The sequence below is a fragment of the Njordella calcicola genome, from assembly GCF_056494125.1.
The window spans coordinates 3,342,025-3,355,533 of the sequence record NZ_CM151396.1 but is presented as its reverse complement, the minus strand read 5'-3'; the positions used below and the strand labels follow the sequence as shown (position 1 = coordinate 3,355,533).

The 13,509-nt window shown below is 51.6% G+C and carries 8 protein-coding genes; 4 read left to right on the top strand and 4 right to left on the bottom strand.

The features are described from left to right. Positions 1-39 precede the first annotated feature (39 nt). The 4 genes from SH302x_RS12705 to SH302x_RS12690 all read left to right on the top strand — a co-directional run bounded on the left by SH302x_RS12705 (position 40) and on the right by SH302x_RS12690 (position 3,854). On the top strand, positions 40-1,101 hold the full coding sequence (locus SH302x_RS12705) for a flotillin-like FloA family protein (protein ID WP_479369056.1): 1,062 nt from the start codon (positions 40-42) through the stop codon (positions 1,099-1,101). After that, entirely contained in the window at positions 1,082-1,489 is a 408-nt protein-coding gene (locus SH302x_RS12700; RefSeq protein WP_479369055.1) for a hypothetical protein, read from the top strand. The genes SH302x_RS12705 and SH302x_RS12700 overlap by 20 nt, the downstream gene beginning before the upstream one ends. A gap of 172 nt (positions 1,490-1,661) precedes the next feature. Then, positions 1,662-2,942, top strand: coding sequence for an outer membrane protein assembly factor BamB family protein (locus SH302x_RS12695; protein ID WP_479369054.1), 1,281 nt, complete (start codon positions 1,662-1,664; stop codon positions 2,940-2,942). 33 nt (positions 2,943-2,975) lie between these two features. Continuing rightward, positions 2,976-3,854, top strand: coding sequence for an alpha/beta hydrolase (locus SH302x_RS12690; RefSeq protein WP_479369053.1), 879 nt, complete (start codon positions 2,976-2,978; stop codon positions 3,852-3,854). Positions 3,855-3,967: 113 nt separating this feature from the next. Here SH302x_RS12690 and SH302x_RS12685 read toward each other — a convergent pair whose 3' ends face one another. From SH302x_RS12685 to SH302x_RS12670, 4 genes are all read right to left on the bottom strand, one after another. Then, positions 3,968-4,468 (bottom strand): macro domain-containing protein, encoded by a 501-nt coding sequence (locus SH302x_RS12685; protein WP_479369052.1) that lies wholly within the window; start codon positions 4,466-4,468, stop codon positions 3,968-3,970. 343 nt (positions 4,469-4,811) lie between these two features. Further along, on the bottom strand, positions 4,812-6,890 hold the full coding sequence (locus SH302x_RS12680) for a S46 family peptidase (protein ID WP_479369051.1): 2,079 nt from the start codon (positions 6,888-6,890) through the stop codon (positions 4,812-4,814). A 567-nt stretch (positions 6,891-7,457) separates the two neighbouring features. Further along, complete coding sequence (locus SH302x_RS12675) at positions 7,458-9,887, bottom strand: polysaccharide biosynthesis tyrosine autokinase (protein ID WP_479369050.1); 2,430 nt, start codon at positions 9,885-9,887, stop codon at positions 7,458-7,460. 516 nt (positions 9,888-10,403) lie between these two features. Next, complete coding sequence (locus SH302x_RS12670; RefSeq protein WP_479369049.1) at positions 10,404-13,508, bottom strand: PVC-type heme-binding CxxCH protein; 3,105 nt, start codon at positions 13,506-13,508, stop codon at positions 10,404-10,406. Position 13,509: the final 1 nt, after the last annotated feature.

Genomic DNA, 13,509 nt, shown 5'->3' with positions numbered 1-13,509 from the left:
TGGTAAGCGGAAGAGTCGGCCTGACATAGGAAGGCGACGATGTTTTATCTTTTATTTGGATTATGGATGCCTAGCTGGCAGCAAACAGCTTGGGCTGCACTAATCGTCGGCAGCATCGTACTGTTGGGTCTCTTGGTCGTTTTTGCGAAGTGGGGCGCTTACTGGATCCAAGCCTATTCCTGCGGCGCGGAAGTCAGCATGGCCAGCTTGATTGTTATGAGCCTTCTGCGCATCGATCAAGGCACGATCGTCAATGCAAAGGTCATGGTGCGACAAGCAGGCTTGCGGATCGATCGTCATGAAGGTGGTATGAGTACCGCGCGTCTGCTTTCTCATTCACTTGCGGGTGGGAACATTATGCGCGTGGTGCAAGCGATCATCGCGGCGAAACGAGCTGGTATCGATCTGGACTATGATCGCGCAGCAGCAATCGATTTAGCAGGTCGTGACGTACTGTTGGCTGTGCAAACCAGCATCTCGCCGCGTGTCATACGATGCCCCGTTGAAAGCGAGCACGCCAAGTCGATGCTTAGCGCCGTCGCAAAGAACGGTGTGGAGTTAAAGGTTTGTGCGCAGGTTACGGTACGCACCAATCTTGACCAACTGATTGGCGGCGCTACCGAAGAAACAATCATCGCGCGTGTTGGCCAAGGCATCATCACAGCGATCGGCTCAGCGGCCACCCATATGGATGTGCTCATGAAGCCCGCTCAAATTTCAAAGATCGTGATGGAGCGTGGCTTGGACGCCAATACCGCTTATGCCATCGTATCTATCGACATCGCCAATATTAACGTTGGCGATAACATCGGCGCGAGACTGCAGATCGATCAGGCCCATGCCAATACACGAATCGCACAAGCTCAAGCCGAAATACGACGTGCTCAAGCGATCGCTTTTACTCAAGAGATGGCTGCCAAAGTCGTCGAGAATCAAGCATTGCTGGTCCAAGCTGATGCGGAATTGCAACCTGCCATCGCGGCTGCGATTCGCGATGGTCAATGGAAGTCGAAAACGAACTTTCCGCAAATCAAATTCAACCCCGGCGCAAAAACCAAGCCAACTCAACGAGGATTAGACAATGAACTCTTTATCAACTAGCCTGCCCCGCTACCTCCTTCTACAAGACAACACAGCACTGGGCCCTCCGCTTGCGCCGGACGAAGCGGGAAAGCTGCGTTCAGCTATTTTTGGATTCTCCGACAAACAGCATTATGACCATTTTCTCAAGGCCAGCGACCTGGAGCTAAGACCTTATCCGTTAGTCCGAAACTATTTGTTAATTCAGTTAGCCATCAAAGACGATGTGCAACGGTTCTTTGTGCTGGATGCAACCAGCCCCAGCCAATCGCCACTAAACGCCGCCTCGATGTCCGCCGTCCTAGATTCTCAAGAGGCCAAAAGCGACCAAGTCGACGCTCCCTTTCATTTGGAATTGAATCCTGAATCGCAGCAATATCACGTTACCGAGCGAAAGATTGCTCCTTAGCCCGCGAAACTTCGTCGCTCGAGCAATGTTTACATTCCGTTTAACGCAAAATCACAGCGCGAACGCCCGTTGTCGCGCTGCGGATCGATATTTAGGCTAGCTTTCCCGCTGCCTACCATATGAAGCGCCGAACATTGGACCGTCTATTTCGTTTTACTTAGGATCTCAACGCATGCAATTGAAGCCCACCGCTTGTCTAGCCGTCGCTCTCAGCTTTTCCAGTTCACTCGCTATCGCCGCAGATTGGACGCAGTTCCGCGGCCCCAATAGCAGCGGGATTATCGAGGATGTCAAGATTCCAGAAGAATGGAACGAGACCTCCAACATTCAATGGAAAACAGAGATCCCAGGTGAAGGTTGGTCGGCACCGATTGTGATTGGGGATCGATTGTACGTCACCACCGCCGTCTCTGCAGGCCAAAAGAACAAGGACTCCGAACACCAGTGGACTCTACATTGCCTCGAAGCCAGCTCAGGGAAAATCCTGTGGTCCAAAGTTGCGATCAATTCCAAGCCCAGGTTGGGAACACACCGCGACAACACATATGCATCGGAAACACCAGCTACCGACGGCAGTCACATTGTGGCGTACTTTGGCATGATGGGCGTCGTTTGCTATGACTTGGACGGCAATGAGCTTTGGAAGAAGGATCTCGGGAGCTACAAGATGCAGAACGAGTGGGGCACGTCCAGTTCGCCCATTATCCACAATGGACTGGTTTACTTGCAGGTCGACAATGAAGAGGCATCCTTTCTGGTCGCTATGGATGTCGCCACTGGTGAAGAACGATGGCGAGCCAGCCGCGATGAAAAATCGAATTGGGGGTCACCTATCATTTGGAAGAATGCGGTACGGACCGAGCTGGTAACATCTGGTAAAACAGTACGATCCTATGACCCAGCCGACGGGACTTTGCTGTGGCAGGCTTCCCTGCCAGCCGGCGGTGTCAGTTCCACTCCCTCTGGCAACAAGGAAATATTAGTCGTCGGCAATCAAGGACGACAAGGTGCCGGGATGGTAGCCGTCAAAGCAGGCGCGACGGGCGATCTGAACATAGCCGCTGGCGCAGACGGAATTCTATGGAGTTCAACAGCCTTCGGTCCGCAACGCTCCTCGCCGCTGGTGATCGATAACAAAGTCTACCTGCTTGGCGGACGCGGAGGACAGATCATTTGCGTTGATGCGAAGACTGGTACAAAATTATTCGAAGAGCGATTGCCACAAGCGGGTGCGTTTTGGGCATCTCCTTGGGCCTACAACGGCATGGTCTATTGCCCCGACGAGAATGGTCAAACTTTCGTCATCAAACCAAGCGACAAATTGGATTTGGTGAGAGTGAACAAGCTGCCAGTTGAAAATAATTCTCGGTTTTGGGCGTCATCGGCTGCGGGTGGTTCTGCCCTCTACATCCGATCTTCGAATACACTGTATGCAGTTTCAACGGCGCAGTAGTACGCCGTTTCCTTTGTCATACTCGGGGGAATTATGATGCATCCAATTCGATGGACGTTTTTGTTATTGGTTACGTTTGTCAGCAACTGCTTATTCGCCGCCGAGCAACCGGATCGCATCTACTTATGGGATAAGGGCGCGCCGGGATTCGAAGCAAGGATGAACGAAGCTGAGAACGTGGACGATTCTGCCAAAGGTCGCTGCAACGTCACGAATGTGCATAATCCCTCGATCACTCCGTATTTACCAACGCCTGACAAAGCCACTGGCACCGCAGTGATCATCGCTCCTGGTGGTGGACATCGCATGTTGTGCCTTGGCCATGAGGGCGATGATTTAGGGCAATGGCTGGCCGATCATGGCATCGCCGCGTTTGTCTTGAGGTATCGATTAGCCGAAGAAGAAGGCTCCAAGTACACGGTCGACGACCACGCCATGCTGGACACTCGGCGATCGATTCGCTTGGTACGAAGCAAAGCGGCGCAGTGGAACATCGAACCTACTCGCATTGGAATACTTGGCTTTTCCGCAGGTGGAGAGCTAGCTGCACTGGCCGCAATGCAATCTGACAATGGCGATGCGAATTCAGCCGATGCAGTAGAACGATTCAGTAGCCGTCCCGACTTCCAAGTGCTCATCTATCCCGGTCGCTCTCATCGCTATAGCGTCGAATCGGGGATGCCTCCCGCATTCATTGCTTTGGGAGAGAACGATCGGCCTGATATTTCCGAAGGTATGGCACAACTGTACTTAAAATACAAAGCTGCCAAGGTGCCATGCGAATTGCATATCTACTCTGGAGTGGGCCATGGGTTTGGATACCGTCCAAATGCCAAAACAGCCGTTGGCCAGTGGCCAGCCCGAATGCGGGAATGGCTGGTTGACCAAAAGCTGTTGACGGAGAAGTTCTAAAATTTGCTCTGCTGGTAAAGGCGTCTGACCCTTTGGAGGCAATACCATCAGCGAGGTTTTCCAACCTCGTTGATGGGGGTTCTGTAACATTTTCAAAAGAGCAGTTCGCTGGCTTAATGTGCGGTCGTTGCCAACTCTTGGGCCGCAACTCCCTTGTGATACTCGCTGTACACATAGACCGGGATCTGCAAATCACCCAAGTGATGCTTGATCAACGGTAGGACTTCATCCCAAGCCAAACCACCTGCACCAGTGGCAAGCTTGGGTAACGCGATACTCGCTAATTCTTCTTTCTCGATAAGCTTACGCAATTCTTTTAACGCGTGGTTCACGTACTCCGTGCGAGAGCTACTCGAGTGCGAATGATTGTGAGCACTTACGTCTTGTGTCACCAGACAGATAATTCGAGCACCACCAACTCCACTCCAAATCCATACCGTGCCGGGCTTGGGATGTTGATTGTGAGCCCAATGGCGGAAGTCTTTGGCCATTGAAGGCCATTGCTCGCGTAAAGCTAAAGCTAAGCCTTGATTAAAGTGATCGTCTGGAGAAACTCCATGCGCAATCGCAGCCGCTTGGGTTAGAAGTATGTCTCCGCTGACTTGGTGAATCATCTTGAGGTCCCTAAAAAGCAAATCAAAAATACCGTCGCAACGGTTTCCGTAAGATAACGATAGCGATCGCAATCCCTGTGCCTAGATTCTCGGTTTGCATCACTTAGGGCGTTTGGTAGCAGAATTTGCTAGGAGATATGAGCGATAAATTCTATTGGCTGGCTCGCCCAGGAATCGTGCATCGCTGCAGTATGCGCGATATCGCTCGCAAGCGCCCGCAACGCGAGCGATATCGCCACGCTGTCAGGGCAGCAGGCACACTCCGTGTGCCGTGGCAAGAACCATTCGTTAGGGCACTCGGAGTGTGCCTACTACCTTTAAGACGGCACTCGGAGTGTTGCTGCTACTTGCCCAACGAATCGGCGAGACTGTCAGCACCGTAGATCTTTCGCAACGCTTCCAACACCGCAGCAATATGAACAGCAACCGCTCGCGAAGGATCCTCTGAATAGTAATAATCCGCCGTTAACGAATGGATGTTGCCATCAAAAATGATGCCCACAATCGATCCGTCTCGACCGACCACCGGCGAACCACTATTCCCGCCAATGATGTCCGCGGTACACACAAAATTATAAGGCGTATCAGACTTGATGGCACCGCGAACCTGATGCCAGCTTTCCGGCAGAACCCATGGGTCCTTCTTGCCATGCAACGCTTCGTGCTCAAACGCATCACCCATCGTGGTATGAGCAGCAATCGTTTCGCCGTCTTCTTCATATCCTTTCACAGCACCGAAAGCTAACCGCAGCGTAAAGGTCGCGTCGGGATAAACCGCATCGCCTTCAATCGCGAACTTGGCTTGCGCAATCTTGCCATAAGCTTGCTTTTCTAGTTCACCAATCTCCTTGTTCACCGCTTCCAAGCGACGATATTCCGGATTCAACATCAACGCTAGCTGAATCATTGCGTCTTGTGAACTCGTGACCGCATCCAATCCGCTGCCAACCATTTGCTTGCGTGCCTCCACTTCAAATAGCTTGGTCTTTGCAATCACTTCCGCAGCCCTTGCCCGAGGCGATTGGCCAGCCAGAAGTTGTAGCACGATGGGATCGCTGCCGCCACGATCTTCCATCATGCGCGCCAGCTCGTCGGCTAACTCCATCCTTTCAAGGTCTTCATACAGAGGTGCTGGCGAATACAGTTCCTGAAGCAAGGACTCCCGATTGCTTTCACGAAAACTTTCTAGCCGTTCATTGTTAGGCTTTTGATCTTCTTGAACCAAAAGCACAATGGTTTCCGCCAATCCATACAAGCGACTTCGCATCGATCCGCTTTGCTTGACTAGTGCGTTTCGCTGTTGCACGACCGATTGTATTTGCGACCAAGCCTCATCCAAACTGGCAAGTTTCGCGTCTGTTGCAATCGCGGATCGCATCGCATTCTCGCTCGCAATCTTGCGTTCAAAGAAAGCAGGATCCTGAAGACCGGCCAGCATGCCAGAGTACGCTTTGCGAGAATTCTGGATACCAAACAGGTCGTCGCGGCTGCGTCGATCTTGCTCGGGTCCGTTAAGCGCGTACTGCTGCAGCAAGACCTCTTTGCGACGCAATAGATCTAGACTGCGAGGCAGTGCGACATCCCGCTGAAACTTCAACGCATCGACGGTGTAAATACGACGCGTACGACCGGGATTCCCCGATACAAAGATTAAATCGCCATCCATGGCACCTTGCGGATCCGTCCTAAGAAAATGATCAATTTTAGCTGGTTTTCCATCTTCGTAGACCCGAAACAACGTTACGTCCAAACAGTAACGTGGATACTCGAAGTTATCCGCATCGCCACCGAAGAAAGCAGCCGCCGCTTCCGGTGCCCACACTAAACGCACATCTGTGTATTTCTTAAAGCGATAAAGATGATATTGCCCACCACCATACAGGGTAACCACGTTGGAACGCAGACCAGTCGCCTTATTGCTTTCCTCCTCGATATCCGCGATTACCGCTCGACGCGCGGCAGCCGCACCCGCCGCATCTAAGCCGTCTTGAACAGCCTCTTTTACGCGCTGTGTGACGTCTTCGATAGAGACCAACTGGTTCAGTTCCAGGTCAGGAGCAGGGATCTCAAGTTCAAGCGACTTTGCTAGAAAACCTTGCTCATACAAGTTCGCATCTTGGCTTGAAAGTTTAAACAAAGTATCAGCAGCCACATGATGATTGGTCAGCACCAACCCATCCGATGATACGAATGACGCAGAACCACCACTGTTGAACCGCACCGAACTCATTTGCACATGTTGAGCCCACTGATCGGTAATTTCAAATTGATAGCGGGCTGCTAATTGCTCGCGGGGAAGGTGTGTGAACAGCCACATTCCTTCGTCGCTGTATGCGGTCATAGGCATTGCGATCAGTATCAAGAGCCATTGAAATGCAAAGAAGCAAGCAGCGCTGGATCGAGTGTTCGGATATCGATTCATGGTTCAGTTCGTAAAGAGTTCGACTGAGCATACAGGCTACAAGACAAATCTCGCCTGCTCGATTGCTACATGCAGGATCATACGAAAATGATTTTTGATGACTAGTACGTTGACACCAGAATTTTTATCGTTAGCCAATCACTCGCATCAAGCATCCAACAAGAGAGAATGCCGCAAAGATAGCTAAGCTCGGTCTGAAAGAAGATCTGACCGATTGGAAGTCAGACGATTTCCCACCTGTCTTCCACTTTGTCAAAGTGTGGTAGACAGCTTTGCCAAGTGTAGCTTAGCCGCCGAGATCGCCGTGGAGTCAATCACGGGACGTTAACCAAGCGAATACTCGGTGGCGAATACTCGATGGCGAATACTCGATGGCACCAAACTATACCACGCCAAGACACTCCGATGGCGTGGTATGACTGACGAGAGGTAATCGCAACCGCATGCTAGCGGACTGTTGATTCAATCCGATTCGGCAAAACATGGTCGCCTTTTGCTCCGCAAAAGTGCGTTAGGGGATCGCACTTTCGCGAGGCGAAAGGCGACAGTCACTAAATCAACAGCCCGCTAACTGCGGTTAGTTCGCTCAGTTCTTTCAGCTCGCGGACGTGCAAAACTTTGCATCTGCTCGTCCCCGTATACTTTTCCAGAACCGCCGTAGCCGTAACTCTTGTTCGCATAGGAGTAACCTGCCATGCCGGATGTGTCATAGCGATAACCGCCGTATCCATAATTGTTCTTTTGATCCACGCCGTTGATCACAATGCCCACGATCCTCGCATCGACGGAATCAAGGATATTCTTTGCTTGTTCCGCAATTGGGCGACTATTGCGTCGCAACCGCATTGTCAGAATCACGGCATCCATCATTGGGGCCACACTTGCCGGGTCACTTACCGACAACATGGGCGGTGTATCGATGATGACGAACTCATACGTTCGTCGTAGTTCAGCCAGCAGTGCTTCAAACTCAGGCGAGACCAACAACTCCGATGGATTTGCAACCCGCGGTCCACTGGATAAGACCGACAAGCCTTCCACGGCCGTTTCTTTAACTGCCTCCGCAACTTTAACGTCGCTGGCCAAGCAAGAACTTAAACCAAGGTCATCTTTCACTCCAAAAATCTTCGCTCCACGAGGTCGGCGAAGGTCACAGTCAACCAAGAGCACTTTGCGTCCCGATTGTGCAAGCGACACGGCGATATTACACGCCAACGTACTTTTCCCATCACCGGGCAACGGACTGGTCACTTGAATGACACGCGTCGTATCCTTTTTATTGGCAAAGAACAGCGAAGTCCGAATTCCGCGATAACATTCACTGGTATTCGATTGCGGTTTATGAAGCGTGACCACTGATCCGTCGACATTTTCGTCGCGCAGTTCACGTCGGTCCACTTCGAAAATCGGGATGTGACCAAGCACCGGTACATTCAACGATCGCAGGATTTCATCTGGGGAACGGTACGAGCGATCCGCCATCTCGAGCAGATAGGCAAGCCCAAAGAACATGGCACCGCCCAGCAAACCGCCTAATCCCAAAAACTTCAGATAGCTAGGCCCGGTTCGCTCACCAATGCCAGGCTCCGTATGCCGCACCATACGTTTGCGATTGTAGTCTGAGCCAATCCGCAAGCTCTCCAAAGACTTCTTCAATTCCGTCGCGTTCTCTTCGAACAAGTCCATTTCTTTCTTTAAGATTTCGACTTCAGCCAATTGCGCTTGCAGTTCCATGCTCAATTGCCGTTGCTCTGCCGCTCGTGTAGCCAACATCCTGAGTTCGGTGACAAGCGACTGACGTGTTTCTTGCATCGAAGCAATCGCGATCGACAATCGCTCTTCGGGCGTCTGAGCACCGCTGAAGTTCGCCATCAAGTCTTCTTGGAGTTTTACCTTGCGTTCTTCCTCGCCTTTTTGAGCGTTCTCCAGTTCTTGCTTCAGCTTGGAGATCTCTGCGTCAATTGAGACTACGGTTCGGTGCTTTAAACCAAACATACGGGTCATCTTGTCTTTTTCGATATCCTTTTCCAAGATCAAGTTTTTAAGCATGGTCACTTGCGAGTTTTTCGAACCATACAATTCCTCGTTCTTCTGGATCGCTTCCAGCGTCGTTTCAAATCGCGCTCGCTCCATCTGCCCAAGCTCTTTACCCAGCAAAGTCAGCAAGCTTTCTGCTGAACGGTTCGCCTTCATCGCTTCACTAACCTGATTCATCACTGCGTCGATGTGATCCGCCTCGGAAGTCAGCTCCGTAATCTTCTTGGTGATATCGTCCAAAGCTTGAGCGTACGGGTTACGCAGTTCTTCGTTCGCCCAAACAATGTTGCCGGAGCTTACACGTTTGATGTACTGCTCTTTGACCTTGCGATAACGATCGTCGTACTGGTCGCGATACTCAGCCAGCTTGTCGAAAACTTCACCACCGCGGTCGGTATAAACATCCTGCAAGTACTTTTCGTAGCCCGCTAGGATCGCTTGCAACACTTCTGCACTGAACTCTTTATCCTCGCACTCGAACGTCAGATCGATCAAGTCGGTCTTGGCTTCTTTCGTCCCAGGTATAATGTTCAAACGCGACTCGTCGACAATCCATGCGAAGATATCGGCTGGCGATTTGCCCGTGAAGATTTGATGCTGATCCAAGCGACCCATTTTGATCGCATTTTCAATCACGCGGGTGCCACGCATAATTCGTATCTCGTCTTGCCGCGTTTCCGACATCGCGGATTCACCCAAATCCAACTGAGCACTCGTGGCACTTTTCTGATTTGGCGTCAATATTTGCACCATCGCGTACGAGGTGTACTGTGGAGCTAACTGAATGACGATCAAATAGCCGATCGCGACACCCAACAGCAAACCTAAAAGAATCAACCATTTCCATCGCCACGCTGTCAGCAGCGCGTCGACCCGGTCCGTCTTTTGCTGAAGGGCTTCCATCAACAACGGGTTGGTTTGGTTGGGTATTTGGTTTAGCACTTCGCGTTCAGCATTCATCTTGGTTCAAATCGACGAGAAAAAGGGGTTTGAATTTCGGCTGCCTACGGTCGCGTAAAAAGCAAAACCGTTCAACGAAGCTTTTCGTTGCTTTCAAGTAACCGTGGGCCGCAATCCTTCGCGTTTCCCATGTTTCAAAACGCGTGCAGCGGTCGGTCAAATGAGCGGTTGTTCGGTAATGGCTCAGAACGGGAATTGTAACATATTGTGTGTCGCGGTCGTCTAAAAGGTAACAGAAATCCCTCAATCCATTGAGGGCTATAAAAAGAATGAATGGTTAAAATTCTAGCCCAACCCGCCGATTTTGTCGCTACGGAAGTTTGCCACCGATCGGCGAACCTGCCGAATCGGCTGGTTTGTTCGGATTATAGCAACTGTGCGACCTCTGGGACTGTTCTGCTCAGCCCCCTCGCTCCCAGTAGTAGGCACACTCCGTGGGCCGTAAGGTAGTAGGCACACTCCGTGGGCCGTAACAAAGGCAACTACGTTACTCACGGCACTCGGAGAGTGCCTGTGCTATTTTTGCGGCAACTGCACCTGCGTCGGCCCCTGCAAATACGATATCAAATCGACTATTTCCCCATGCGTCAGCGTGTCGAAAATCCCGTCTGGCATTGGCGAAAGCGTCGTTTGCTTAATCTCCGCTATATCCTCCAGTGCAATTGTCAGAAGCTCCGTTTGCGTTTGTAATGTAAGCGTTTTCTCGGAGCGACTCACAATCAACCCATTCAACACTCGATCGTCTTGGGTCATCACAATCGACATCCGATAATCTTTCGATACGACGTTACTAGGGTCAATGATGTTGTATAGCAAATAGTCCAAGTTTGAGCGGTCCGAGCCCGTCAAATCTGGCCCGATCCTTTCGCCCTCTCCAAACATGCGATGGCATTTGCTGCAATTCTTTTGAAACACCAAGCGTCCCTGCGAACGATCGGCATGCGATAGCACGTCTTCCGTAAGCTGCTCCTTCAACGACGCAATCCGCTGGACTTTCTCCTCGGAACTGTCACGGATTTCTCCCCAAACCTCGGTCAACGACCTTGTAAGTTCGGTATCTCCCAGCGAAATCAATTGCCGCGCATCGTAAGCAGACACATCTCCCATTGGGATCTGCTGATTCGCCAAACTATCGACCAAAACTTTCGCAAACGAAACCCGCGAGGTCAAAATCGATATCACTTTCGGACGCTCCGGAGCACGAAAGTAGCGATAACGCCGAACAAGTTGTCTCGCAATATCTGGGTCGTCAAATGCCGCTAGTCCTTGGGCCGCAATTACATTGATACGGGTCTCCGGCAATAACGCTTCGCAAATCTCACGCAACCCCTCAGCTTTACTGCGCACCAACGTCTCTAACGCCGATTGCCTCAAGCCAATTTCAGTGCCCGGATCCAACACCAACTGCCGTATCTGTTCCATCGCCAATCCATCGCCAAACAACACACTCAGGTCGCGTATTGCCGCTTCTAGATCCTTGTCGGGTTTGGCTGCAACACTAGCCACAAACACATCCCAAGCTTCTGGCTTGGCCGCGGATTGCCATCCCTTCAATCCATCTTGCAGGCCCCTCAAAACATTCACTTGCGACTGCTCAGGCAACTTCGCTAAGGCAGCAACGATTCGATCGATACCGGCAGGGTTCGAATCAAGTTGCTCGGCTAAACGTCGCACCACAAATCGCTGGACCTTCGGCCATTTCATCTGCGGTACCGCTTCAGCCAAGGTCAAAGGAGCCGACTGGGTTACCGGTATCAAGCCGTACCAAACCATCAACGGCAAGTTATGATCCTCGCCATCAGCCTCATGAGTCATAAGGGCCAAAGCCAATTCCAATCGCTGCTTCACCGGCAAACGCTGCAATGTCGAGGCCAGCGTTAGCCGAACCAGTCCGCTTGCATCCTGCTGGGCCTGCTGGACGAACCTTGGCATCCAGCGTTGCACCTGTTGCTGATACGCCAGCCTGTCATCCCACCGCTGCTGCCGCTGGCTAAAGATATCGTCGATTTGCCAGCCTTCGGTCAACGCTTGTAAAGCCAACACTCGTACATGCTCATTCGCATGATGCAATTGTTCACCAAGAAATTCGTCCTCCGCTTGTCCCATCACTTGCAAGGTAAGCATCGCTCGACAAGCAAGCGTTTCATCAGCTCCCTTTGACCAAGTTTGCAATTGCTGGATATGAGCCAGTTGCAATGCTTTCTGGTCGCCAGCACTTGCCAATCGTTTGCGAGCTTGTCGAACATACCACTCATTCGGCGAACGATGACAATCAATCAGTTGATCGATTGACATGTTATTGACCATTGCCACGTGCGGCCTGTTGTCAGAATCCAACGAGTCGCCATAGCTCACGCGAAAAACTCGCCCGCTAGTTCGATGCACTCCGTTGTGCTCATGGCATTCCCCCGTATCGCTCCAATCGAGAATGTACACTGCTCCATCAGGACCGTAGCTTAACTCGGTACCGCGAAAAAATTTGTCGGTTGCAAAACAAATGTCAGGTGCATGCGATGCCAGATAGCCGCTGCCATGTCGATTCAGTATCTCACGATTGGCCCGCCGACCATGAAAGTTCAATGTAAACAAGTTGTTCCCATACTCTTTTGGCCAACTGCCTCCCAGATAGATCATCATACCAGTATGGGCATGCCCACCGCCAAAATCATCCGCCGCTCCGTCTCGAGAATCTTGCCATTTCTTGCCGGTATCGAAATGCCAATGGTCCGCATGCATATCGATTTGCTCATACGTTTTCGTATTGGGATCTAATGTGAACGGGCGAACAAAATGGGCGCCGGGAATCACATGCCATAAATGGCCGTTCACGGTATTGATAAAGAACGCTTGGCCTTGTTCGTTCCAGTCGTGGCCCCAAGGATTGGTGGTTCCATGCGAGAGGACTTCAAAACGTTTGTCGGACAAATGAAATCGCCAAATTCCGCCCTCCAGTGGCACTCGCTGAGCTTCACTGGCTCCAGGCACTCCAATGCGGCCAGGACACGACCCACCGCAGCGACCATACAGCCAACCGTCAGGCCCCAATCGCAATCCATTGGCAAAGTTGTGATAGTTTTCCTTGGCAACCTCAAAGCCATCCAGCACCACCTCTGCCGGACCATCGGGCACATCATCATGATTGCGGTCAGGAATAAACAGCAAGCTTGGAGGGCACATCAGCCAGATGCCATCATGGCCAACTTCTACACTAGTCAGCATCTGGACTTGATCCGTAAAGACCTTACGAACATCCGCGCGGCCATCGCCGGTTGTGTCTTGCAGGATGACGACACGATCTCGCAAGTTAAGATCAAATCGCTGCGACTGTTCAGCGTACGTATAATTCTCTGCCACCCACAATCGCCCTTGCAGATCCCACGTAGAAGCGATCGGATTCTGCACGTCCGGTTCCGCTGCAAAGACGTTGACGCGGAAACCGTCGGGCACCCGCATCGAAGCCGCCGCTAGTTCCGCTTCCATAGGCATCAAAGTGGCATCAGGTTCGGAATTGTAGATCGCTGGGAAATCATCTCCGCGAGCGATCACGCAACATGCAACGCAGACCATTGCGATTGCCAAGCGACCGCATGCTGACGACAACCCGCTTTTGATATGATTCATC

Excerpts from the sequence above, each read along its gene's own strand:
- SH302x_RS12685 (WP_479369052.1), bottom strand. The coding sequence starts at position 4,468 with ATGATTCACCAAGTCAGCGGAGACATACTTCTAACCCAAGCGGCTGCG.
- SH302x_RS12695 (WP_479369054.1), top strand. The coding sequence starts at position 1,662 with ATGCAATTGAAGCCCACCGCTTGTCTAGCCGTCGCTCTCAGCTTTTCC.
- SH302x_RS12700 (WP_479369055.1), top strand. The coding sequence starts at position 1,082 with ATGAACTCTTTATCAACTAGCCTGCCCCGCTACCTCCTTCTACAAGAC.
- SH302x_RS12705 (WP_479369056.1), top strand. The coding sequence starts at position 40 with ATGTTTTATCTTTTATTTGGATTATGGATGCCTAGCTGGCAGCAAACA.
- SH302x_RS12670 (WP_479369049.1), bottom strand. The coding sequence starts at position 13,508 with ATGAATCATATCAAAAGCGGGTTGTCGTCAGCATGCGGTCGCTTGGCA.
- SH302x_RS12675 (WP_479369050.1), bottom strand. The coding sequence starts at position 9,887 with ATGAATGCTGAACGCGAAGTGCTAAACCAAATACCCAACCAAACCAAC.
- SH302x_RS12680 (WP_479369051.1), bottom strand. The coding sequence starts at position 6,890 with ATGAATCGATATCCGAACACTCGATCCAGCGCTGCTTGCTTCTTTGCA.
- SH302x_RS12690 (WP_479369053.1), top strand. The coding sequence starts at position 2,976 with ATGATGCATCCAATTCGATGGACGTTTTTGTTATTGGTTACGTTTGTC.